Annotated in this window: 16 protein-coding genes and 1 pseudogene; 9 read left to right on the top strand and 8 right to left on the bottom strand. The window is 40.9% G+C overall.

All coding sequences use genetic code 11. The annotated features are described in order from the left end of the window. The first annotated feature begins 69 nt into the window (after nucleotides 1-69). Nucleotides 70-579 (top strand): gluconokinase, encoded by a 510-nt coding sequence (locus D1367_RS22160; protein ID WP_118171620.1) that lies wholly within the window; start codon nucleotides 70-72, stop codon nucleotides 577-579. Between the two features lie 441 nt (nucleotides 580-1,020). On the opposite strand, the gene arsS is transcribed toward D1367_RS22160, so the two are convergent. The 5 genes from arsS to D1367_RS22135 form a co-directional block, all read right to left on the bottom strand. Further along, nucleotides 1,021-2,025 (bottom strand): arsenosugar biosynthesis radical SAM (seleno)protein ArsS, encoded by a 1,005-nt coding sequence (gene arsS / locus D1367_RS22155; protein WP_118168274.1) that lies wholly within the window; start codon nucleotides 2,023-2,025, stop codon nucleotides 1,021-1,023. 24 nt (nucleotides 2,026-2,049) lie between these two features. Next, a complete protein-coding gene (locus D1367_RS22150) occupies nucleotides 2,050-3,009 on the bottom strand; it encodes an inorganic phosphate transporter (RefSeq protein WP_118168273.1) in 960 nt (319 codons plus the stop codon). Between the two features lie 15 nt (nucleotides 3,010-3,024). Then, nucleotides 3,025-3,993, bottom strand: a complete 969-nt coding sequence (gene arsM / locus D1367_RS22145; RefSeq protein WP_118168272.1) for an arsenosugar biosynthesis arsenite methyltransferase ArsM — start codon at nucleotides 3,991-3,993, stop codon at nucleotides 3,025-3,027. 214 nt (nucleotides 3,994-4,207) lie between these two features. Continuing rightward, on the bottom strand, nucleotides 4,208-4,882 hold the full coding sequence (locus D1367_RS22140; RefSeq protein WP_118168271.1) for a response regulator transcription factor: 675 nt from the start codon (nucleotides 4,880-4,882) through the stop codon (nucleotides 4,208-4,210). A 193-nt stretch (nucleotides 4,883-5,075) separates the two neighbouring features. After that, the gene (locus D1367_RS22135; RefSeq protein ID WP_118168270.1) at nucleotides 5,076-5,366 is read right to left on the bottom strand and encodes a Mo-dependent nitrogenase C-terminal domain-containing protein; all 291 of its coding nucleotides are present in this window, start codon (nucleotides 5,364-5,366) and stop codon (nucleotides 5,076-5,078) included. A gap of 332 nt (nucleotides 5,367-5,698) precedes the next feature. On the opposite strand from D1367_RS22135, the gene D1367_RS22130 reads away from it, so the two are divergent. After that, the gene (locus tag D1367_RS22130) at nucleotides 5,699-6,316 is read left to right on the top strand and encodes a class I SAM-dependent methyltransferase (protein WP_118168269.1); all 618 of its coding nucleotides are present in this window, start codon (nucleotides 5,699-5,701) and stop codon (nucleotides 6,314-6,316) included. 197 nt (nucleotides 6,317-6,513) lie between these two features. Here D1367_RS22130 and D1367_RS22125 read toward each other — a convergent pair whose 3' ends face one another. Next, nucleotides 6,514-7,026, bottom strand: a complete 513-nt coding sequence (locus D1367_RS22125; protein ID WP_118168268.1) for a GNAT family N-acetyltransferase — start codon at nucleotides 7,024-7,026, stop codon at nucleotides 6,514-6,516. Between the two features lie 262 nt (nucleotides 7,027-7,288). On the opposite strand from D1367_RS22125, the gene D1367_RS22120 reads away from it, so the two are divergent. The 6 genes and pseudogenes from D1367_RS22120 (at nucleotide 7,289) to D1367_RS22095 (ending at nucleotide 12,635) form a co-directional block, all read left to right on the top strand. Next, nucleotides 7,289-7,480, top strand: a complete 192-nt coding sequence (locus D1367_RS22120) for a hypothetical protein (RefSeq protein WP_100898475.1) — start codon at nucleotides 7,289-7,291, stop codon at nucleotides 7,478-7,480. Nucleotides 7,481-8,250: 770 nt separating this feature from the next. Further along, entirely contained in the window at nucleotides 8,251-8,580 is a 330-nt protein-coding gene (locus D1367_RS22115; RefSeq protein ID WP_118168267.1) for a hypothetical protein, read from the top strand. Nucleotides 8,581-8,623: 43 nt separating this feature from the next. After that, nucleotides 8,624-9,172, top strand: a complete 549-nt coding sequence (locus D1367_RS22110) for a GIY-YIG nuclease family protein (protein ID WP_118168266.1) — start codon at nucleotides 8,624-8,626, stop codon at nucleotides 9,170-9,172. 294 nt (nucleotides 9,173-9,466) lie between these two features. Beyond that, the gene (locus tag D1367_RS22105) at nucleotides 9,467-11,257 is read left to right on the top strand and encodes a protein kinase domain-containing protein (RefSeq protein WP_118168265.1); all 1,791 of its coding nucleotides are present in this window, start codon (nucleotides 9,467-9,469) and stop codon (nucleotides 11,255-11,257) included. Nucleotides 11,258-11,979: 722 nt separating this feature from the next. Then, nucleotides 11,980-12,339, top strand: coding sequence for a Mo-dependent nitrogenase C-terminal domain-containing protein (locus D1367_RS22100; RefSeq protein ID WP_118168264.1), 360 nt, complete (start codon nucleotides 11,980-11,982; stop codon nucleotides 12,337-12,339). A 22-nt stretch (nucleotides 12,340-12,361) separates the two neighbouring features. Beyond that, nucleotides 12,362-12,635 (top strand): annotated as a pseudogene (locus tag D1367_RS22095) (cupin domain-containing protein). Nucleotides 12,636-12,822: 187 nt separating this feature from the next. On the opposite strand, the gene D1367_RS31115 reads toward D1367_RS22095, so the two are convergent. Further along, the gene (locus D1367_RS31115) at nucleotides 12,823-12,999 is read right to left on the bottom strand and encodes a hypothetical protein (protein WP_181984920.1); all 177 of its coding nucleotides are present in this window, start codon (nucleotides 12,997-12,999) and stop codon (nucleotides 12,823-12,825) included. 244 nt (nucleotides 13,000-13,243) lie between these two features. Here D1367_RS31115 and D1367_RS22090 point away from each other — a divergent pair, with 244 nt between their 5' ends. Then, on the top strand, nucleotides 13,244-13,990 hold the full coding sequence (locus D1367_RS22090) for a creatininase family protein (RefSeq protein WP_118168263.1): 747 nt from the start codon (nucleotides 13,244-13,246) through the stop codon (nucleotides 13,988-13,990). A gap of 51 nt (nucleotides 13,991-14,041) precedes the next feature. Here the strand turns inward: D1367_RS22090 and D1367_RS22085 are convergent, their stop codons facing one another. Then, on the bottom strand, nucleotides 14,042-16,798 hold the full coding sequence (locus D1367_RS22085; RefSeq protein WP_118168262.1) for a GAF domain-containing sensor histidine kinase: 2,757 nt from the start codon (nucleotides 16,796-16,798) through the stop codon (nucleotides 14,042-14,044). Between the last annotated feature and the right edge of the window lie 62 nt (nucleotides 16,799-16,860).

The raw sequence follows: 16,860 nt of genomic DNA, 5'->3' as shown, positions 1-16,860 counted from the left end.
GAAAATAAGGGTTTCGTCTATTGTTTGCGTAAGCCCTGTTTTCTTAAGAAAAATATGATTAAGCAGTCAATGATTATTATCTTAATGGGTGTATCCGGTTCTGGCAAAACAACTATCGGAAAATTGCTAGCAGACACGTTACAATGGGAGTTTAGCGATGCTGATGCTTTCCACTCGCCAGAGAATGTTGAGAAAATGCGGCGCGGTATCCCTCTGAGTGAAGCTGACAGGATGCCTTGGTTACAAGATTTGCAAGCAGCCATAAAAAATTGGCTGCAAGAAAATAAAAATGTGGTGCTGGCGTGTTCGGCTTTAAAAGACAGCTATCGGCAATTTTTGCTGTTGGATAGCGATGGCTTTGCCAACGCCAAGGGCGATCGCATCAAGCTAGTTTACCTCAAAGGGTCTTATGAGTTGATTCAAAGGCGGTTACAAGAGCGTAGCAATCATTATATGAGCGAAAAACTGCTTAACAGTCAGTTTTATACTCTTGAAGAACCATTACATACCATATCTATGGATGTTGCACAACCACCGCAGGTGATTGTTCAAAACATTAGAACAGCTTTGGCAATTTAGCTCACTGATGACAACTGTAATATTAAGATTAATCACGTCTCTACGAAAACACGAACTTTTGACAAGTAAATCACATCAGATGTAAGTCTAAAGAAATGTAAAAGCCCCGCCCCTGGTGGGCGGAATAAATCTGAAATCTACAATCTCCTATCATAATGCTGCATAGAAAGGTGGGTGCAGTCAATCTCCAATCTACAATCGGCAATCTCCAATTGGTTGACTGAAAACTCGTGAACCGTCAACGGTCAACAGTGAACAATAGCAATGGAATATTTTTTTACTTGGAAGTCCCTTATCTTGCAATGATACGCATTATGGTGAGGCGATTGGCATAATTTTTAACCCTGAAAAACTTTTCAAACATCCTCTAAGGTGTGATGAGATTATAGTCTGCTAACTCAAACGATATTGATTCCTTCTAATTTTATCTTTTTGTTCACCTTAGAGCAAAGCACCACCACAACTAGAACCACATCCAGCAGTACAACCATAGCAATAAGCAGCAGTTTGTATCTCACTAATTAGGTCTAAACTGTCAGCTTCTAAGAGTTTGCTAACTGTCAAACTTTCACCATTGCGATTTTTCGCAGGCAAATTCATCATTTGGTTAAAGTCGCAATCATATACATTGCCCAGATAGTCAATTGAAAGTTCATCGCGGCACATCAAATGTTCAACTGTGTCGGGATTAAAATGCGACTCTAAAAACTGCAAATAGCTAGTGTACAGCTTTCTCCGTTCTAAATGCATTTTGGTTCTACCAACTGGAAGGTTGGTAATGGTGAAGAGGTTGCTAAACACAATATTAAAATGTTCTTGTAAGAACATTTTGTAATCTCGTTCTAGGTTGGTCTGTTCAGGAGCTAAGGAAAACTTTTCATCCGTGGGTAACTGGGGATTAAATACTAAGTCCAAAATTAAATTTGGCTCTTTACCATAGCCGAGTTGGTTAAGCCACTGCAAAGCTTTGACTGAACTATCAAAAACACCAGCACCGCGCATTTTATCAACATTATCTGCTAGGTAACAGGGTAGGGAAGCCACAACTCTTATTTGGTGTTGAGCAAAGTATTCTGGTAAATCAGCAAATCCATCTTCAAAATAAATGGTCAAATTAGACCGGACAATTACCTGCTTACCATTTGCTCTTGCTGCTTCAACCAATGGCTTAAATCCATAATTCATTTCTGGTGCGCCACCAGTCAAATCCACAATTTTAATTTCGGGAAATTTATGGATTAGCGAAATCAATTGTTCGCAAACTTCAGGAGAAAGTTCTTCTGTACGTTTTGGGCCAGCTTCGACATGACAATGTGTACATGCAAGGTTACAACGCTTACCTAGATTAATTTGTAAAACACTGATTCCCTTTTTAGTCAAAGGATAATTGAGTTTGTTTTTAAATGGTGTGACTGTTGATAGTGTAACTTTTGATTGAGTTTGCATTAGTTACGACTCCTTAAATATTTTCTAACCTTGCAATAATCTGTAGGTTATTCCACTAATAATTGCAGCAGTTGGTAAAGTTAAAACCCACGATAATAGTATTTGATAAAAAACACGCATATTGTTTTTTTTACCAGTAAATCCCACTCCAAAAATAGAACCAACTGAAACGTGAGTGGTAGAAACCGGAAGCCCAAACCGACTAGCTGCAATTACCAGAATTCCAGTTACTATATTTGCTGATAAGCCTTGAGTATGATTCAATGAGGTAATCTTTTCACTCATGGTTACTGCAACTTTTTGGGAGTTGAGTAAACCGCCAAGTGCCATTGCGATCGCAATCGTAATCATTCCTCCCTGAATCGAAAAATACTCAATAACTAGAATGAGTGAGAAAATTTTGGGAGTATCATTTAATCCTCTAGTAAAACTGACAATTCCAGCGCTGAGAAAATGGCAAGTATCAATTATTTTCTGATTGACTGATAGGTTCCATTTTGAAATTATATAGTTATATAAACTGTAAATTCCTGCTCCTAAAGGAATAGCAATAATTGGACTGAGTAATAGAGGCAAAATAAAAGAAGCTCCCAAAGCTGCAAAATTAACTTGGAGTCCGATCGCAACTAATCCAGCGCCAACCAGCGCACCTGTTAAACTGTGAGTTGTAGAAATGGGAAAGCCCATAAGTGTAGCTATCAGTACAGTTAAACCAGCTGCGATCGCAACTGCTAGATGAAACTCTGGTGAATTAGCGATCGCATCAGGTACTAGTCCTTTTCCAGAGAAGTTTTTAATTAGTGTACTTGCTAAAAAAGTCGCAGTAACAGCACCAGCTAAAGTTGTAAAAGTTGCCCACAGAATTGCTGTTTGATAGCTGCTGGTACGGCTACCAAACAACGTTGCTACCCCTTTAAAGTTGTCATTTGCACCATTAGAATATGCTAAAAAAAGCGTGGCAATAAATAGACTAATTAACAACATTTTGGGGTTTATAAATTAACAGCAACCACCACCGCTATAGTGCCAGGTTGAATTGGTGACAATTATTTCTGCTGGGTTAATAGCCGCAAGTTTAGCAGCAGTTTTATCACACACGGCTGCGGGAATACCTCGTTGGAGTAGATGCCCTGCTGAGTCATCGAAAAATGGTTCCAAGCCAGCATAAACTGCTGTTTTTCCTGTAAAGATACAAGCACCATCTTCTGGAATAGCAACTTTAAAGGAAACGGAATCCAGACTTTCTAAAAGTAGGTGTTCTTCTAAATTATAAGTCTGGGAATCTAGTAGACGGTAAGGACGACGGGCGCGAATTTCAACTTGACCAAAACCAGCATTTGTAATCCGTTCAGTATACTCTTGATATGTGAGTGCGCCTGATAAACACATGGCTCTGAGTCGTTCATCTTGTTGAAGATGTGCTGGAATTTGACTAGTGGCAATTGGATCGCTCATCTGCAAACGTCCGCCTGGTTTTAATACCCGATAGGCTTCTTTTAAAGCACGGGTTAAATCTTCTGGTTCAAAGATGTTGAAAAGGCAATTTTGCGCCACGATATCGACGCGAAGATCAGCAACGGGTAAGTTAAAAGCATCGCCTTCGCGGATTTCTACAAAGCTAGTGTCAAACCACGGGTTTTCTTGAGCAGCAATTTCCAGATTGCGTGCGGCAGCTTCCCGCATGGCCGCAACCGGTTCAACAGCAATTACAGCACCTGCATGGCGGGAAAAATAAGCGAATTGCAACGCTTCTAAGCCGCCGCCAACACCGACATACAGCACGGTAGGTTGGTTTCCTAGTTCAGTGGGGTGAACGGTAGTGCCACAACCATAGTTCATTTCCTGCATTGGCAAAGGAATTTTCAATCCTGGTAGTTGCAGGGGTGTACTTTGCACGCAACAAAGTCCAACTTGCGGGGTTTCGGCAACTTCGCGGTAGAATTGCGCTGCTGTTTCTAGATAAGTCATGCAGTTTTAGATTTTATATGATGACAGCTTTGTGCATCCTAATATAATTAACCCGGAGTTGGATGAGTTCTTGCTCAGATTGCCAAAAACCCCAAACTTTCCTGGAATACAAAAGTTTGGGGTTTTACCGTTATTTGACACTGGAAGGGAGCGGGGAGTAGGGAGTGGGGAGTAGGGGGAAAATTCCCCATTCCCCATTCCCCAATGCCCAAATTCAATCATGTAATGTGTAGCCAACACCACTCACAGTTTGAATGAGGCTCTTTTCGTTATTGGCTTCAAGTTTCAGCCGTAGGTAGCGCATCTGAAGTTCAATGATGTTCGCATCGCCCATCAAGCCGTAACCCCAGACTTCTTGTAAAATGCGATCGCAGGTAATTACCTGTCGCGGATGGGCCAGTAAATATTCTAGTAAATCAAATTCCTTAACAGTTAACTCAATTAACCTCTGATCTCGGTACACTTGGCGCGTGCGACGATTTAAAGTTAGGTCTTTAAATTCTAAAACATCTGCACCATCTACTTGCTGGCTTCTTCGTAAGCGATCGCCGACTCTGGCTAATAATTCATCAACGCTGAAGGGTTTAACGAGGTAATCATCAGCACCAGTGTCTAAGCCTACAATGCGATCGCTCACTTCGTCTTTGACGGTTAATAAGATTATCGGCACTTTCTCAGCAATACTTCGCAGGCGGTGGCAAATTTCCAACCCCGATAAACCAGGCAACATCCAGTCTAAAATTACTAAATCTAGATGTAACTTACGCGCTGCGGTGAGTGCAGTTAATCCATCGTAGGCAATACTGACTTGATAGCCTTCATAATTCAATTCCAATTCGACAAATCGTGCCAGTTTGACTTCATCTTCAACCAGTAAGATGTGCGTCATGATGATGTTAATGATTTCAGCAGGGTACGGTAAGCAAAAATACGGTGTGGAAACACTATCTTCGAGGTGTCAGCTACTTAAATAGCCAAACATCTAAAATTGAGTGTACGTTACCTTAGTATAAACCTGAGTAAGTAACAACCGTAAATTTACAATTAGCGATCGCTGCTTGATCAAATAACGATCCAACTGGCTATGAGCAATAGGCTGTGACATCTTCGCCGCATTCATCGGCAAGATAACAGAGCGCTTTAAAACGCAAACCAACCACTTCCTCGTATAGGGGATTTAATTTACACATCGGAGGAATGTGAAATAGCTTCCGGCTAAAGAGCGTGATGTCTCGCTCAAAGGGACACTGAGCAGGAATAGCTTTGCACAGGAAATGAGCCAATTTGGAGTTATGAATTTCTATTGTTTCCAACCACTGGCGGACGGGATGGAGTAAATCATTGTGTAACCGGGTTTGAATAAAACTTGTCATAATTTTTCACCTTAATAATTTAAAGCTAGATTCAGTTTTTTGTATTTGAACCTCTATAAATATATACAGTTAGGTTCTATAGTTTTATGCAGTTTTATGCAATAATTGCTCGTTATTTGGTTCTTTACAGAGATAGAATGATTCTCTAGTAACACCGTTAACTACACATTCAACAGCCAAAATTCCGGATAATTTGCCAAAGTGAGCATAAGGATTTTGCCAAATCTTAGGCTAGATATTGCCGAACTGCAAAACTATAGTTAACCAACTTATTGGAGGCGCAGCTACTTACCCTAAAAAAGCATTCAGCTTCAGGTAAACTGCGAGAACTAATGACTAATGACTTTTTTAGTAACAAAAAGTTCCTTTTTGATCGATGGGCATCAAGTTACGACTGGCTCTTTCCTTCAGTGTTTTATCGAGCCATTCACAAACGGTTGCTGGAGTCCGTCGATTTACCAGAGTCAGCAAATGTACTTGATATCGGCTGTGGTACTGGACGTTTACTTGAGCGCCTTGCTACTCAGTTTCCCGACATGCAAGCCACTGGATTGGATTTATCTGCTAATATGTTGCGGGTAGCAAGACAGAGCAACCGCCACCGTCCACGCTTAATTTATATCGAGGGCAAAGCTGAGTCTCTTCCCTTTGCTGATGGTCAATTTGATGCTGTTTTCAGCACTATCAGTTTTTTGCACTATTTGGAACCAAAACAGGTGGTTAGTGAGATAGCACGGGTACTTTCTCCCGGTGGACGCTTCTACTTGGTTGATTTTACCTCCATAAAAGAGATAGAACCTCAATTATTGCCAATCTCTCCCTTTGGAATTAGCCTCTACAGCCCTAATCAACGTCAACTTCTTGGCTCCTCTGCTGGGTTATTGTGTTTGAATCACCACTATTTACTAGGGCCAGTCTTACTAACGATTTTTGCTAAACCTCAGATTTGAAAATGGGGAGTGGGGAGTGGGGAGTGGGGAATAGGGAATGGGGAATGGGGAATGGGCGAAAGTAAAGGGTTAGAAACAGGTTCTATCAAGCCTTTTCCTGCCTATCTTAATTACGAATTACGTTAGCGCAGCGTTAGCGAGTCTTGCCTACGGACACGCTGCGCGAACGAGCGTCATTACGAATTACGAATTACGAATTACGAATTACCTCGATGTTCCATAAACACCACAGGAACTCTGAACAGCCTTTTAACTAATTGCGAGAATCTAAATTTCCCCTTGAGCGAAGACTTGCCTCTTGTACTGGGAAATTGTGGCAAGTCTTCAAAAGATATTGGCACAAAACCAAAGCGACTGTAAAACTGCGCCAATCGTTCACCTAAACATTCAAGATAAAGTGGTTGCGTTGCCGTATTAATCAAATGCTGCGTTAGCAAAGTACCCAAACCGCGACCTCTCCAAGCTGATGCAACGACCAAACTACCAAGTTCTTGTGCCCCTGAGAAATTACGTAGCTGTCCACAAGCTACCAGATTGCGTAGGCTTTGCCTGCCGTAGACATCGCATTCTATTACCCAAAATTGCTGCCAATTTAATTGGGTTGGGTCGAGTTTCGCTGAAAACACTAGCAATCGAATCGACCACTGATCCCCAGAGGTTGCCTTGCGAAGCATACACCCAGATGATAACGATAGATTACTCTGGTTCATTAATTACACTTTGATAAGCTGTTACGCATTTAATTTGTACATTTACCTGATGACTGATGACTGATGACTGTTGACTGTTGACGGTTAACAGTCATCAGTCAACAGTCATCAGATAAATGGATTTTTCTCAGTATACATGAGTAGTACTAAACAATACTTTCGATAGAGCTAGAAATCAGCCATAACTATATCTGGATAGATGCACTAACACTGTTAATCTTCTTAAGATAATACCAACAATAAAATTATTAGGAATGCAATAATGTCTGAACCACAAAAAGCTGGTAGCCAAGAAAATACACCCAGTTCTGGTAATTACGAAACCACTCTTGACGAAAGTCAGCGCAAAACTGGCGATGATGAAAAGAGCGATGCTAAACCCACTGCTACACCAGAAGCACCAGAAAATGATTCTGTAGCAGGTAGCCCCAATCAGGGAACTGAGTCACGTTAATTGGTTTGAAGCTTACCAAGTTTCAATAATCTACTTAGGTTTTTCTAGTAAACCCGATTTACTAAACTTTGAGTGGATAGTTGTGGTTTATATCACGATTATCCACTCATTTTTGTTGTGTGAGAAGCGTTTTTAGGCAGGCTGGGCGCTGGTGTGATCAGTGCGTAGGCACAGCCCCAATACGGTTCCACGCCGCTAATCGCAAAGACGCGATAAAATCGCCGTCTTTACAATAATCAGTCCTTTGTAGAGCGATTTATCGCGTCTCTTGCCTTAACCGATTCGTCTTATGGTAGTAATATAGTGCAGTACATTGGTGTAAAACTCCTTTCAAATCTCGTTTCCAGCCTCGGGCTGGAAATGCTCATCATAGCGGCTCTGCCGCAAATCAGAGAGGCGGAGCCTTTAAGATGGCATTCCTAGTCTCCGGCTGGGAACGAGGCAACGAGGCAATCCTAAAAGCTTTTCTAGACTGGTTTTTACGTTAAGTTGACACCAATGAGTGCAGTATTACACCTTAATAAATGATTTTTTTACACTTAGTTATTAATTTGATATTAATCTTTGTAAGTACAATATCTGAAGTTTGTCAGCACAGCCTTAAGCACAAATCACCTATCCTGAAAATCTGCTCACGATTCTTAACCATCTTGCCGGCAGTCTAGGTGGGAAAATTCAAAGTCTCTCTCCTTCAAGTCAGGGAGAAATAGAAGTGAGGTTTTCCATATACCATGAAAAGTCAGAGTCGTTAATAGCTACCTATATAGAAAATGACCCTTAAAATCGTCCAGAACTTTGATAGCAGTTTCACTCTTGAAGCACAAGCTCAAGAAATTTTATTCAATTTATTGACCAGTGAGGCTTTTTTAAACCAAGTTTGTCAACAGTTGCAGTGTGAACAAGTTAAATTTACAGAATTACTTTTCCAACCAGTTCCTTACAGCTTAACTACCACTAAAGGAATGCCAGCAGAATTTGAAAAGTATCATGAATCTGATGAATATGCCATTATCAACGTACCACCAAATTTCATGTTTAGTGCTAAGATTTTTAAACCTAGTCGCCTTTGTGCAATTTACCAAAAAGTGGATAACGGGTAATTTTAAAGATATTTTTTCCCTAATTAGCAATTCTCTTTGATGTATGGCTCTTGAAACGAATCTTTCTTCTTTGACAGCCCTGGAATATATTCCTTACATTGACGATCGCGGCCAATTACCCGAACAATTTCAGGGTAAAATCGGGGTATATGCTATCTTTGACCAAGAAAAAGTGCTGCAATTTGTAGGATACTCTCGTGATGTTTATCTCAGCCTCAAACAGCATTTAGTCCGTCAGCCACAGCAATGCTATTGGGTGAAAGTTCAAACTATTGAACGCCCTAGTCGCACAATTTTAGAAAATACTGAAAATGCTTGGATTGCTGAAAATGGCAGTGTCCCTTGGGGAAATGGGGAGCAAAAAGAAAAATGGACTCATCCCATTGATGTCAAAGTCGTAATGACTCCTGAAGAACAGGCAAAATATCAACATCCAGCTAATGATGAATTAGCACAAATAAAAATTCTTAAAAATGTGGCGCGGAGAGTAGAAGCAGAAATTTTAACGCAATTGTTAGAAGTGCGTGGTTTGCAAATGCAAATTCGCTTCAATCCGAAATTGAAAGAAGAAGGATTACTAGATTTGAAGTGAAGGTAAGTAAAACGGCGTAAATAATTTGCATGTTTGTAGTAAGGACTTTAGTCCTAAAAGAAGGACTGAAGTCCTTACTACGAACTGGATTACAATAATTTTACATTAAAAAACACATAGTTCGATTTATTCGCACCGACTTACTTAGTCTGGGGAAAACTATCTTATAGCGGTTCCCATTCAGATGCGGTACAACATTATATCGCGAGGTGTAAGGGCACGGCACTGCCGTGCCCCTACGGGTGTACCTCACGTAAACGAGAACCGCTATATGAATACTGCTTGTAATCTCCCATGACAATACAGCTGCTGAACGATCGCTATCAAGTTATCCGCACACTGGGCGCTGGTGGGTTTGGTGAAACCTATCTAGCAGAAGATACCTATATGCCCTCAAAGCGCCGTTGTGTGGTTAAACAGCTAAGACCGATTCATAACAATCCCCAAATTTACCAGTTAGTGCAAGAGAGGTTTCAACGTGAAGCAGCTATTTTAGAAGAACTCGGTGGCGCAAATGACCAAATTCCAGCATTGTATGCCTATTTCTCGTCAGGTGGACAATTTTACTTAGTTCAGGAGTGGATTGAAGGCGATACCCTAACTGGAAAAGTTCAAACGCAGGGGTTATTTAGTGAAGGCGATGTCCAGGAATTATTCATGAATTTATTACCCGTCCTGGATTACGTTCACTCAAAGCATATCGTTCACCGCGATATTAAACCGGATAACATTATTGTGCGTCATCGGGACGGTAAGCCGGTGCTAATTGATTTTGGCGCTATCCGCGAGTCGATGGGAACAGTAGTAAATTCTCAAGGCAATCCTACCAGTTCGATTGTGATTGGTACACCGGGCTATATGCCGAGTGAACAAGCCGCAGGTAGACCAGTTTATTCTAGTGATTTATACAGTTTAGGAATGACGGTAATTTATTTGCTGACTGGTAGACAAGCGCAACAACTAGAAACGGATTTCCAGACGGGTGAAATTGTGTGGCGACAGTACGCGAGTCATATTAACCCAATTATGGCAGGAGTAATTGATCGAGCGATCGCATATCATCCGCGCGATCGCTACCCCACAGCCAGAGCAATGCTGGATACTTTGCAGAGCATAGCAAATCCAATTCCACCGACGCAACCCCTGTTGACTCAACGGACTGTAGTCTCTGCACCGCCACCTCAAACACTGCCTGTCAAACCACAGCCTACCCCTCAAAATAATAGTCAGAATGGTATCCTCATCGGTAGTTTGATTGCAGGTGGATTAATTGGTGCATCTGTGATTGCAAGTCAGGTATTCACAAAAGTTTCTCAATCGCCTCCAAATCAGCCAGAAGTAACACAAACGCCTGTATCAGTGTCTTCAGGTACTTCACCAACACCCCAAGTCTCCGAATCTGTAAACAACACTCTTTCACCTCAACAGGTGACAACACCCACACAACCAGATACTAATAGCGCGAGTTCTCCCAGTTCTTTTTATTTTTTGGCAGATTCTAGTTATTCAAATTCAACAAAAGCTAGTAAGCAAGTTGAAACCTTACAGGCGGGTGGTTATTCTCAAGCAGGAATGTTTTGGATACCAGAGTATCCGAATTTGTCAGGAAAGCAGTTATTTGAAGTGTATGCAGCCTTGTTTAGCGATCGCAACAAGTGCATTGACTTACTCAAAACTTATGGACAAGCTAATGCAAGCGCTTATTGCGCGTTTGCTAGTAAAGATCCAAATGCACCAGCTGATCGTTTGTATTTCAAGCAAATTGCTACCACATCTTCACCAGCAGTTGAAACCACAATTACAAACAATTATTCTTGGCTTTCCCAAAGACTTGTAACTGATACAGATTTGGATGAAAAAGACGGTTTTGAACTAGATATTATGCGAAATTCGATTTTTGCTAATCACGGTCGCCGTTTTGATACTCCTGAAATACAAGACTACTTTAATAAGCAATCTTGGTATCGCCCGATATATTCACCGAAAGCATTTCCACCTAAATTGCTGTCAAAATTAGAGCAACAAAATGTAGAGTATATCAGCAAATATCAAGATCGTTACGGCTTGAGATATTTTAAGAAATAAGATTTTTGTGATTATACCATTTTTTTGTAATTTAACCATTTCACAAAATATCTGATATACATATAACGGTTCTCCTTTGCATAAACTACTTTTTTGAACCTCACCCCCAACCCCTCTCCTTAGTAATGAGACAGGCATACTGCTGTACGTCCTTACACGCGATGCATTTATTGCAAAATATTCTTGGAAATGGTATAAGTTCTAAGTATATTAGCTTGGACTTATCAAAGGATTTCTTGCTACTTATTAGATAATATCTAGGTTAGCTAGTGTAACATAGTAGACAGATTAGTAGATATTTAATAGCCTAAAATCCCTAGATATTAGAGGCTAACCCTAGCGAAGTCTATGTGGAGTCAGAGCTAAACTGTTTTCTATTTCCCAAAGTCCATCTCTAGATACTAGGCAGTTTGAGAACCAGGCATTTATATTTAATATATAAAATTGCTATCTCCAAGATTAGCAATCTATAAGTTAAAGAAATGCCATTTTTATATTTTCTTTGTTATTTTGTATTTAACGGGACAGTTCTTCCCGATTTGGTGGGGTTAAATAACAATTAGTTAAACAATTTCCCCCCAAAGATGCATGTAAATTATTTGCCTTGTGCTTCTTTTCGTGCCTAAATTTCCAAGCATAATGCAAATTCGTTAACACATTACATGTTAATATTCCCAATCGGCAAATAGTTCATCTACACAAGGAAAACCTTGCCTAAAACTATGCTTAAAACACTTAATCAGCGTATTTTTCTGCCTGTTTTTGTTAGCCCTTTAGAAGAAAAGAATCAAAAAGGTAGTAAAAAGCGATTTGCTAGACCTGAATTAGATTTACTGCAACCATTACGTCAATGGCTGGACAAATTTGAGATTCAGAATCGGAAATTAGCCAAACTTATTGCTAAAGTGATTCCTGCCCAATGTCCATTTGAGCGCGATCTCATGCTGTTTGGTCGCAAAATAGGGCATATTCCGCCAATGTGCAAACTTAATCCGCTTTATAACGAACTTGTCTTCTTGCGTTTTCGCGCCTTGTGTTATTTAGTAGATCAGTGTGGAGAGGATATTCAATCTTACTGCTGAAGATAACTAGAGAAAACACAATATGGAAATTCAAATTGAGCATCAAGCTAAGACTTGAACGCCTCAATGAATTGGGTGTATCTAAATGGGGCATTTGGAAAAAGTAAGTCTCAAAATTTCCTTGGACTTATGATTCTCAATAAACCTGCTACTTTTTGGAAGGTGATGTTCTTGTTACTCCTGATGGTGGACAGCCAGTGCAAATAGGTAAAGGCGATTTAGTGACTTTTCCTGCTGGCTTGTTCTGCACATGGGAAATTACAAAGGACGTGAAAAAACATTATTTATTTGATTAGTCTACAGAAAAGATTGATCCCCACTATCTAGTTGATGATCCTGAAAAAAACATCTCATAAAAAAATTTAGATTTGTATTATGCGGAGGTTTGCAGCGATTGTCGGAGGATAAAGTGGCAGAATCGGTACATTGCTTATATCCATATCTGTCGAAACTTGTTGCGACTCCATCCCCTAAACAATATTCCTAGAAATAAATAGTTTCATTCCCTCCAAATTTCGCAGAAAATTCTTGCCAGATTGGTAGGTGATAACTCAATACGGTTCGGTTAAGCCAAAAGACGCGATAAATCGCCGTCTCTACAATAATTAATCCTTTGTAGAGACGGCGATTTATCGCGTCTTTGTGATTTAGAATTTTCATCAAAAAACCCTAACCGAACCGTATTGGGTGATAACTAAAAATATAAAAGTCATAGATCCCCGACTACTTTGAGAAGTCGGGGATCAAATTATTGAAATTTATCATAGCGATGTCTAGAACAAGCCTCTTCTCTAGGAGAGGCTACGCCACCACAGAAAATCCAGAGAGTTCATAATCATGTTAGTGGGGTTTTAACAGAAAAAGGTTTCGTCCACCGCCATTTTATTGAGGAAATTCATTAAAAATGTTACTACATTTAAGTACTTGGCAAGAAGTCGAAGTCTATTTACAGCAGTCAAAGGGGATTATTTTCCCAATTGGTTCCACAGAACAACATGGGCCAACGGGGTTAATTGGGACTGATGCTATTTGTGCAGAAGCGATCGCAGTTGGTGTCGGTGATGCAACTAGCGCGATCGTTGGCCCTACAATCAATGTGGGTATGGCACTGCATCACACTGCCTTTCCTGGCTCAATCAGTCTGCGTCCCAGCACTTTAATTCAAGTAGTGCGAGATTATGTAACTTGTTTAGCCAAAGCTGGTTTTAGCAAGTTCTACTTTATTAACGGACACGGCGGTAATATCGCCACCCTAAAAGCTGCTTTTTCAGAAACTTACGCGCATTTAGAAGATTTGCAGATTAATAATGCTCAACATGTGCAATGTCAAGTGGCAAACTGGTTTATGTGCGGTTCTGTATATAAGCTAGCTAAAGAATTATATGGGGATCAAGAAGGTTCTCATGCAACGCCAAGTGAAGTAGCCCTCACCCAGTACGTTTATCCAGAGGCGATTAAGCAAGCATATCTTTCACCAGAAGTTGCAAGCGGACATCGGATTTATAGCGCTGCTGACTTTCGAGTGCGTTATCCAGATGGACGCATGGGATCAAATCCGGGTTTAGCAACGCCTGAACATGGTAAGCAATTTTATGACTTGGCGGTGAAAGAACTTAGTAGTGGGTATTTGGAATTTGTGAACGCCCAATAAACGCCTAAAACTTTTCAAACGACCTCTTAGCGGGGGATAAATCCACTCTCTTTAGCGATCTATTTTGGCTGGAGGCTTGACGGGAATTTCAATCCAGAACTCTGTACCTTTGCCAACTTCTGAAATGCACTCCATTATTCCACCATGTTTTTCGACAATGATCTGATAGCTGATTGCCAATCCTAGTCCTGTACCCTTACCCACAGGTTTGGTAGTGTAAAACGGGTCAAAAATCCGCTTTTTGACCTCTTCAGTCATCCCAGATCCATTGTCGTTAATCCGAATTAATAGACGAGAGTCGTCTGCTGAGACTCTAGTAGAAATATGGATAGTGGGCATTGGATACTTGTACTGAGAGAAGCCGAAGTATTGGGCATTCTCTTTGTCCCTCTCATTCCCATTCCCAATTTCTAGCGCATCTATGGCATTGCTGAAGATATTCATAAATACCTGATTCATTTGACCTGCATAGCATTCTACCTGTGGTATGTTGCCATAATCTTTGATTACCTCAATGGGTGGGAATTCACCATTACCTTTGAGACGATGTTGCAAAATTAACAAGGTGTTGTCAATGCCTTCATGCAGGTCAACGCACTTGTTTTCAGCCTCATCCAAGCGAGAAAAACTGCGTAACGACAGCACTATTGAACGAATGCGATCGCTTCCTACTTGCATTGAGGTAATGATTTTTGGGAGGTCTTCTACCAAAAATTCAAAATCCATCGCTTGGATCGCTGCCTTAATTTCGCTATGAGGGTGGGGATAGTGTAACTGGTAGAGACGTAAAATTTCTAGTAGTTGTTCGGTGTAATCACTGGCGTGGCAGAGGTTACCGTAGATAAAGTTAATCGGGTTGTTGATTTCGTGGGCGACACCCGCCACCAACTGTCCTAAACCGGACATTTTTTCGGTGTGAATCAATTTTGTCTGTGTTTCTTGGAGTTCATGTAAGGTATGCTCTAACTGGGCGGCTTGATTTCTGGCTTCAGTTTCGGCATTACAGGTTTGTTCGTAGAGTTGCGCTTGTTGAATAGCGATCGCAGCCTGATCTCCTAGCTGTTGCAATAAATCAATTTCTGCATCCTGCCAATCTCTAGGAGCCTCACACTCATGGGCTATTAGTAACCCCCATACTTCTATACCTATATTAATCGGAACTATTAAGGTTGCTTGCACTTGCAGACTCTGCAAAAACTCTCGATGACAATCATTTAAAGAAGCTGTCAAAACGTTGTTAATTACCCGTATTCTGCCCAGACTATATAGAAGGCTAAACTCATCAGGAAAGCAATCGCCTGGTGCATTCATTCCCAAAACTGACTGCCAATTGCCATTAATCTCTTCGACAATCACCCATTTACTCTTCAGTTCAAAAATCACCACCCGGTCTGAGTTTAACAGGGCACGGACTTCTCGAACGATGGATTGCAGAGTTGTCTGCAAGTCTAATGTGCCGCGAATATGCTCTGTGACTTGCTTGAGTACTTTGGTAAATAATAATGATTTTTCGAGTTCATAAGTTTGCTCTTGCACCCGCAATTCTAGATTGGCATTCAGGGTTTGTACTTCTTTAAACATGTATTGCTGCTGAATTGCCATTGAGAAATGATCGTACAAAGCTTGCGCTAATAAAATGTCTTCCGGTTTCCACTGGGCTGATTGCCCCTTTTTTTGCTCTCGCCAAAGCTCAAAGGAAAACTGGGGTAATATTTGCCGCCGATTTTCTTCACATCGTCCCGCCCACAAGATTTCTGTTTCAAATTCAGAGCGAAAAATGCTTAATACACCAATAAATTTTTCCCGGTAATGTAGGGGAATCACCATAAGTCCGCGAATTGGAGTTGAAAAGAAGCCTAAAGCCAAAACTCGCAAATGTGGTTCTTTATACAGGTTGGTTGTTGCCCAAACATTACCCTGTTTACACTCAGCCATCCAGTTTTGCCATAAGGGATGCTGTTCGATAATGTTGTTATCTAACTCGTAGGGGAGTGTGGGTTGGTCGCCCCAGGTGTATAATTCCTGACTCAGTTCAATGTAAAGCCTGCCACCTACTCCATTGAAGGCAGTAATAACTTCTTCTAGCGCCCCCTGCAATTGGATTGTCGGCAGTTTATGTAATAGTGTGTTAACTCGATTAATAGTAGCTTCTCGCTCTTGCTTGCTGCGGGCTGCGGTGAGTAGATTACTTTGAGCGATCGCAATCTCTACTTGGTCAGCTACTTGCTGCAATACTTTTATTTCCCGCTTCAAAATCTTTCGGGGTTCACTTTGGTGAGCTACCAACAATCCCCACAATGTAGGTTTTGCCGATTGTTCTTGTAGATCACAATCTAAAATTGGCACTACTAACGAAGACTGCACACCCATTGCCTCTAAGTATTGAATATGGCACGGGTCTACCTGTCGATAGTAGATATTAGTTTCTAGACGTTTGCCAGTTTCTTTTGACTGGAGAGGCGATAGCCCGATCTTCCTGTTTGCCACATCCACAATCGAACGTTGCCCCACTAACAAAAACATCTCCCTAGCTTCTTGTGGAATATCACCAACTGGGAAGCGCTGCCCTAATAAGGATGGTAGACGCTGCTCATGGATAGATTCAGCAATGACTTCACCACTACCATCGGTATCAAAACGATATATCTTTACCCGATCTGCACCCAAAAATAAACGCACTTGGCTAACGGTAGTCGTTAATATTTCCTGGAGGTCGAGCGATCGCCTGATCTGGTTTATCATCTGGTGCAGTAAACTTTCTTGGTCTAAGCTTTGCTGCAACCCTTTTGATTTATCGGTAAATATCATTGCTTATATACACCATGACTGAAGTATAATTTTTTTATAATTGTCACTAATCAAATTTTTCA

This window comes from Nostoc sphaeroides, assembly GCF_003443655.1.
In the GTDB taxonomy this organism is placed as follows: Bacteria; Cyanobacteriota; Cyanobacteriia; order Cyanobacteriales; family Nostocaceae; genus Nostoc; species Nostoc sphaeroides.
This window is presented reverse-complemented; position numbering and strand designations above follow the sequence as displayed.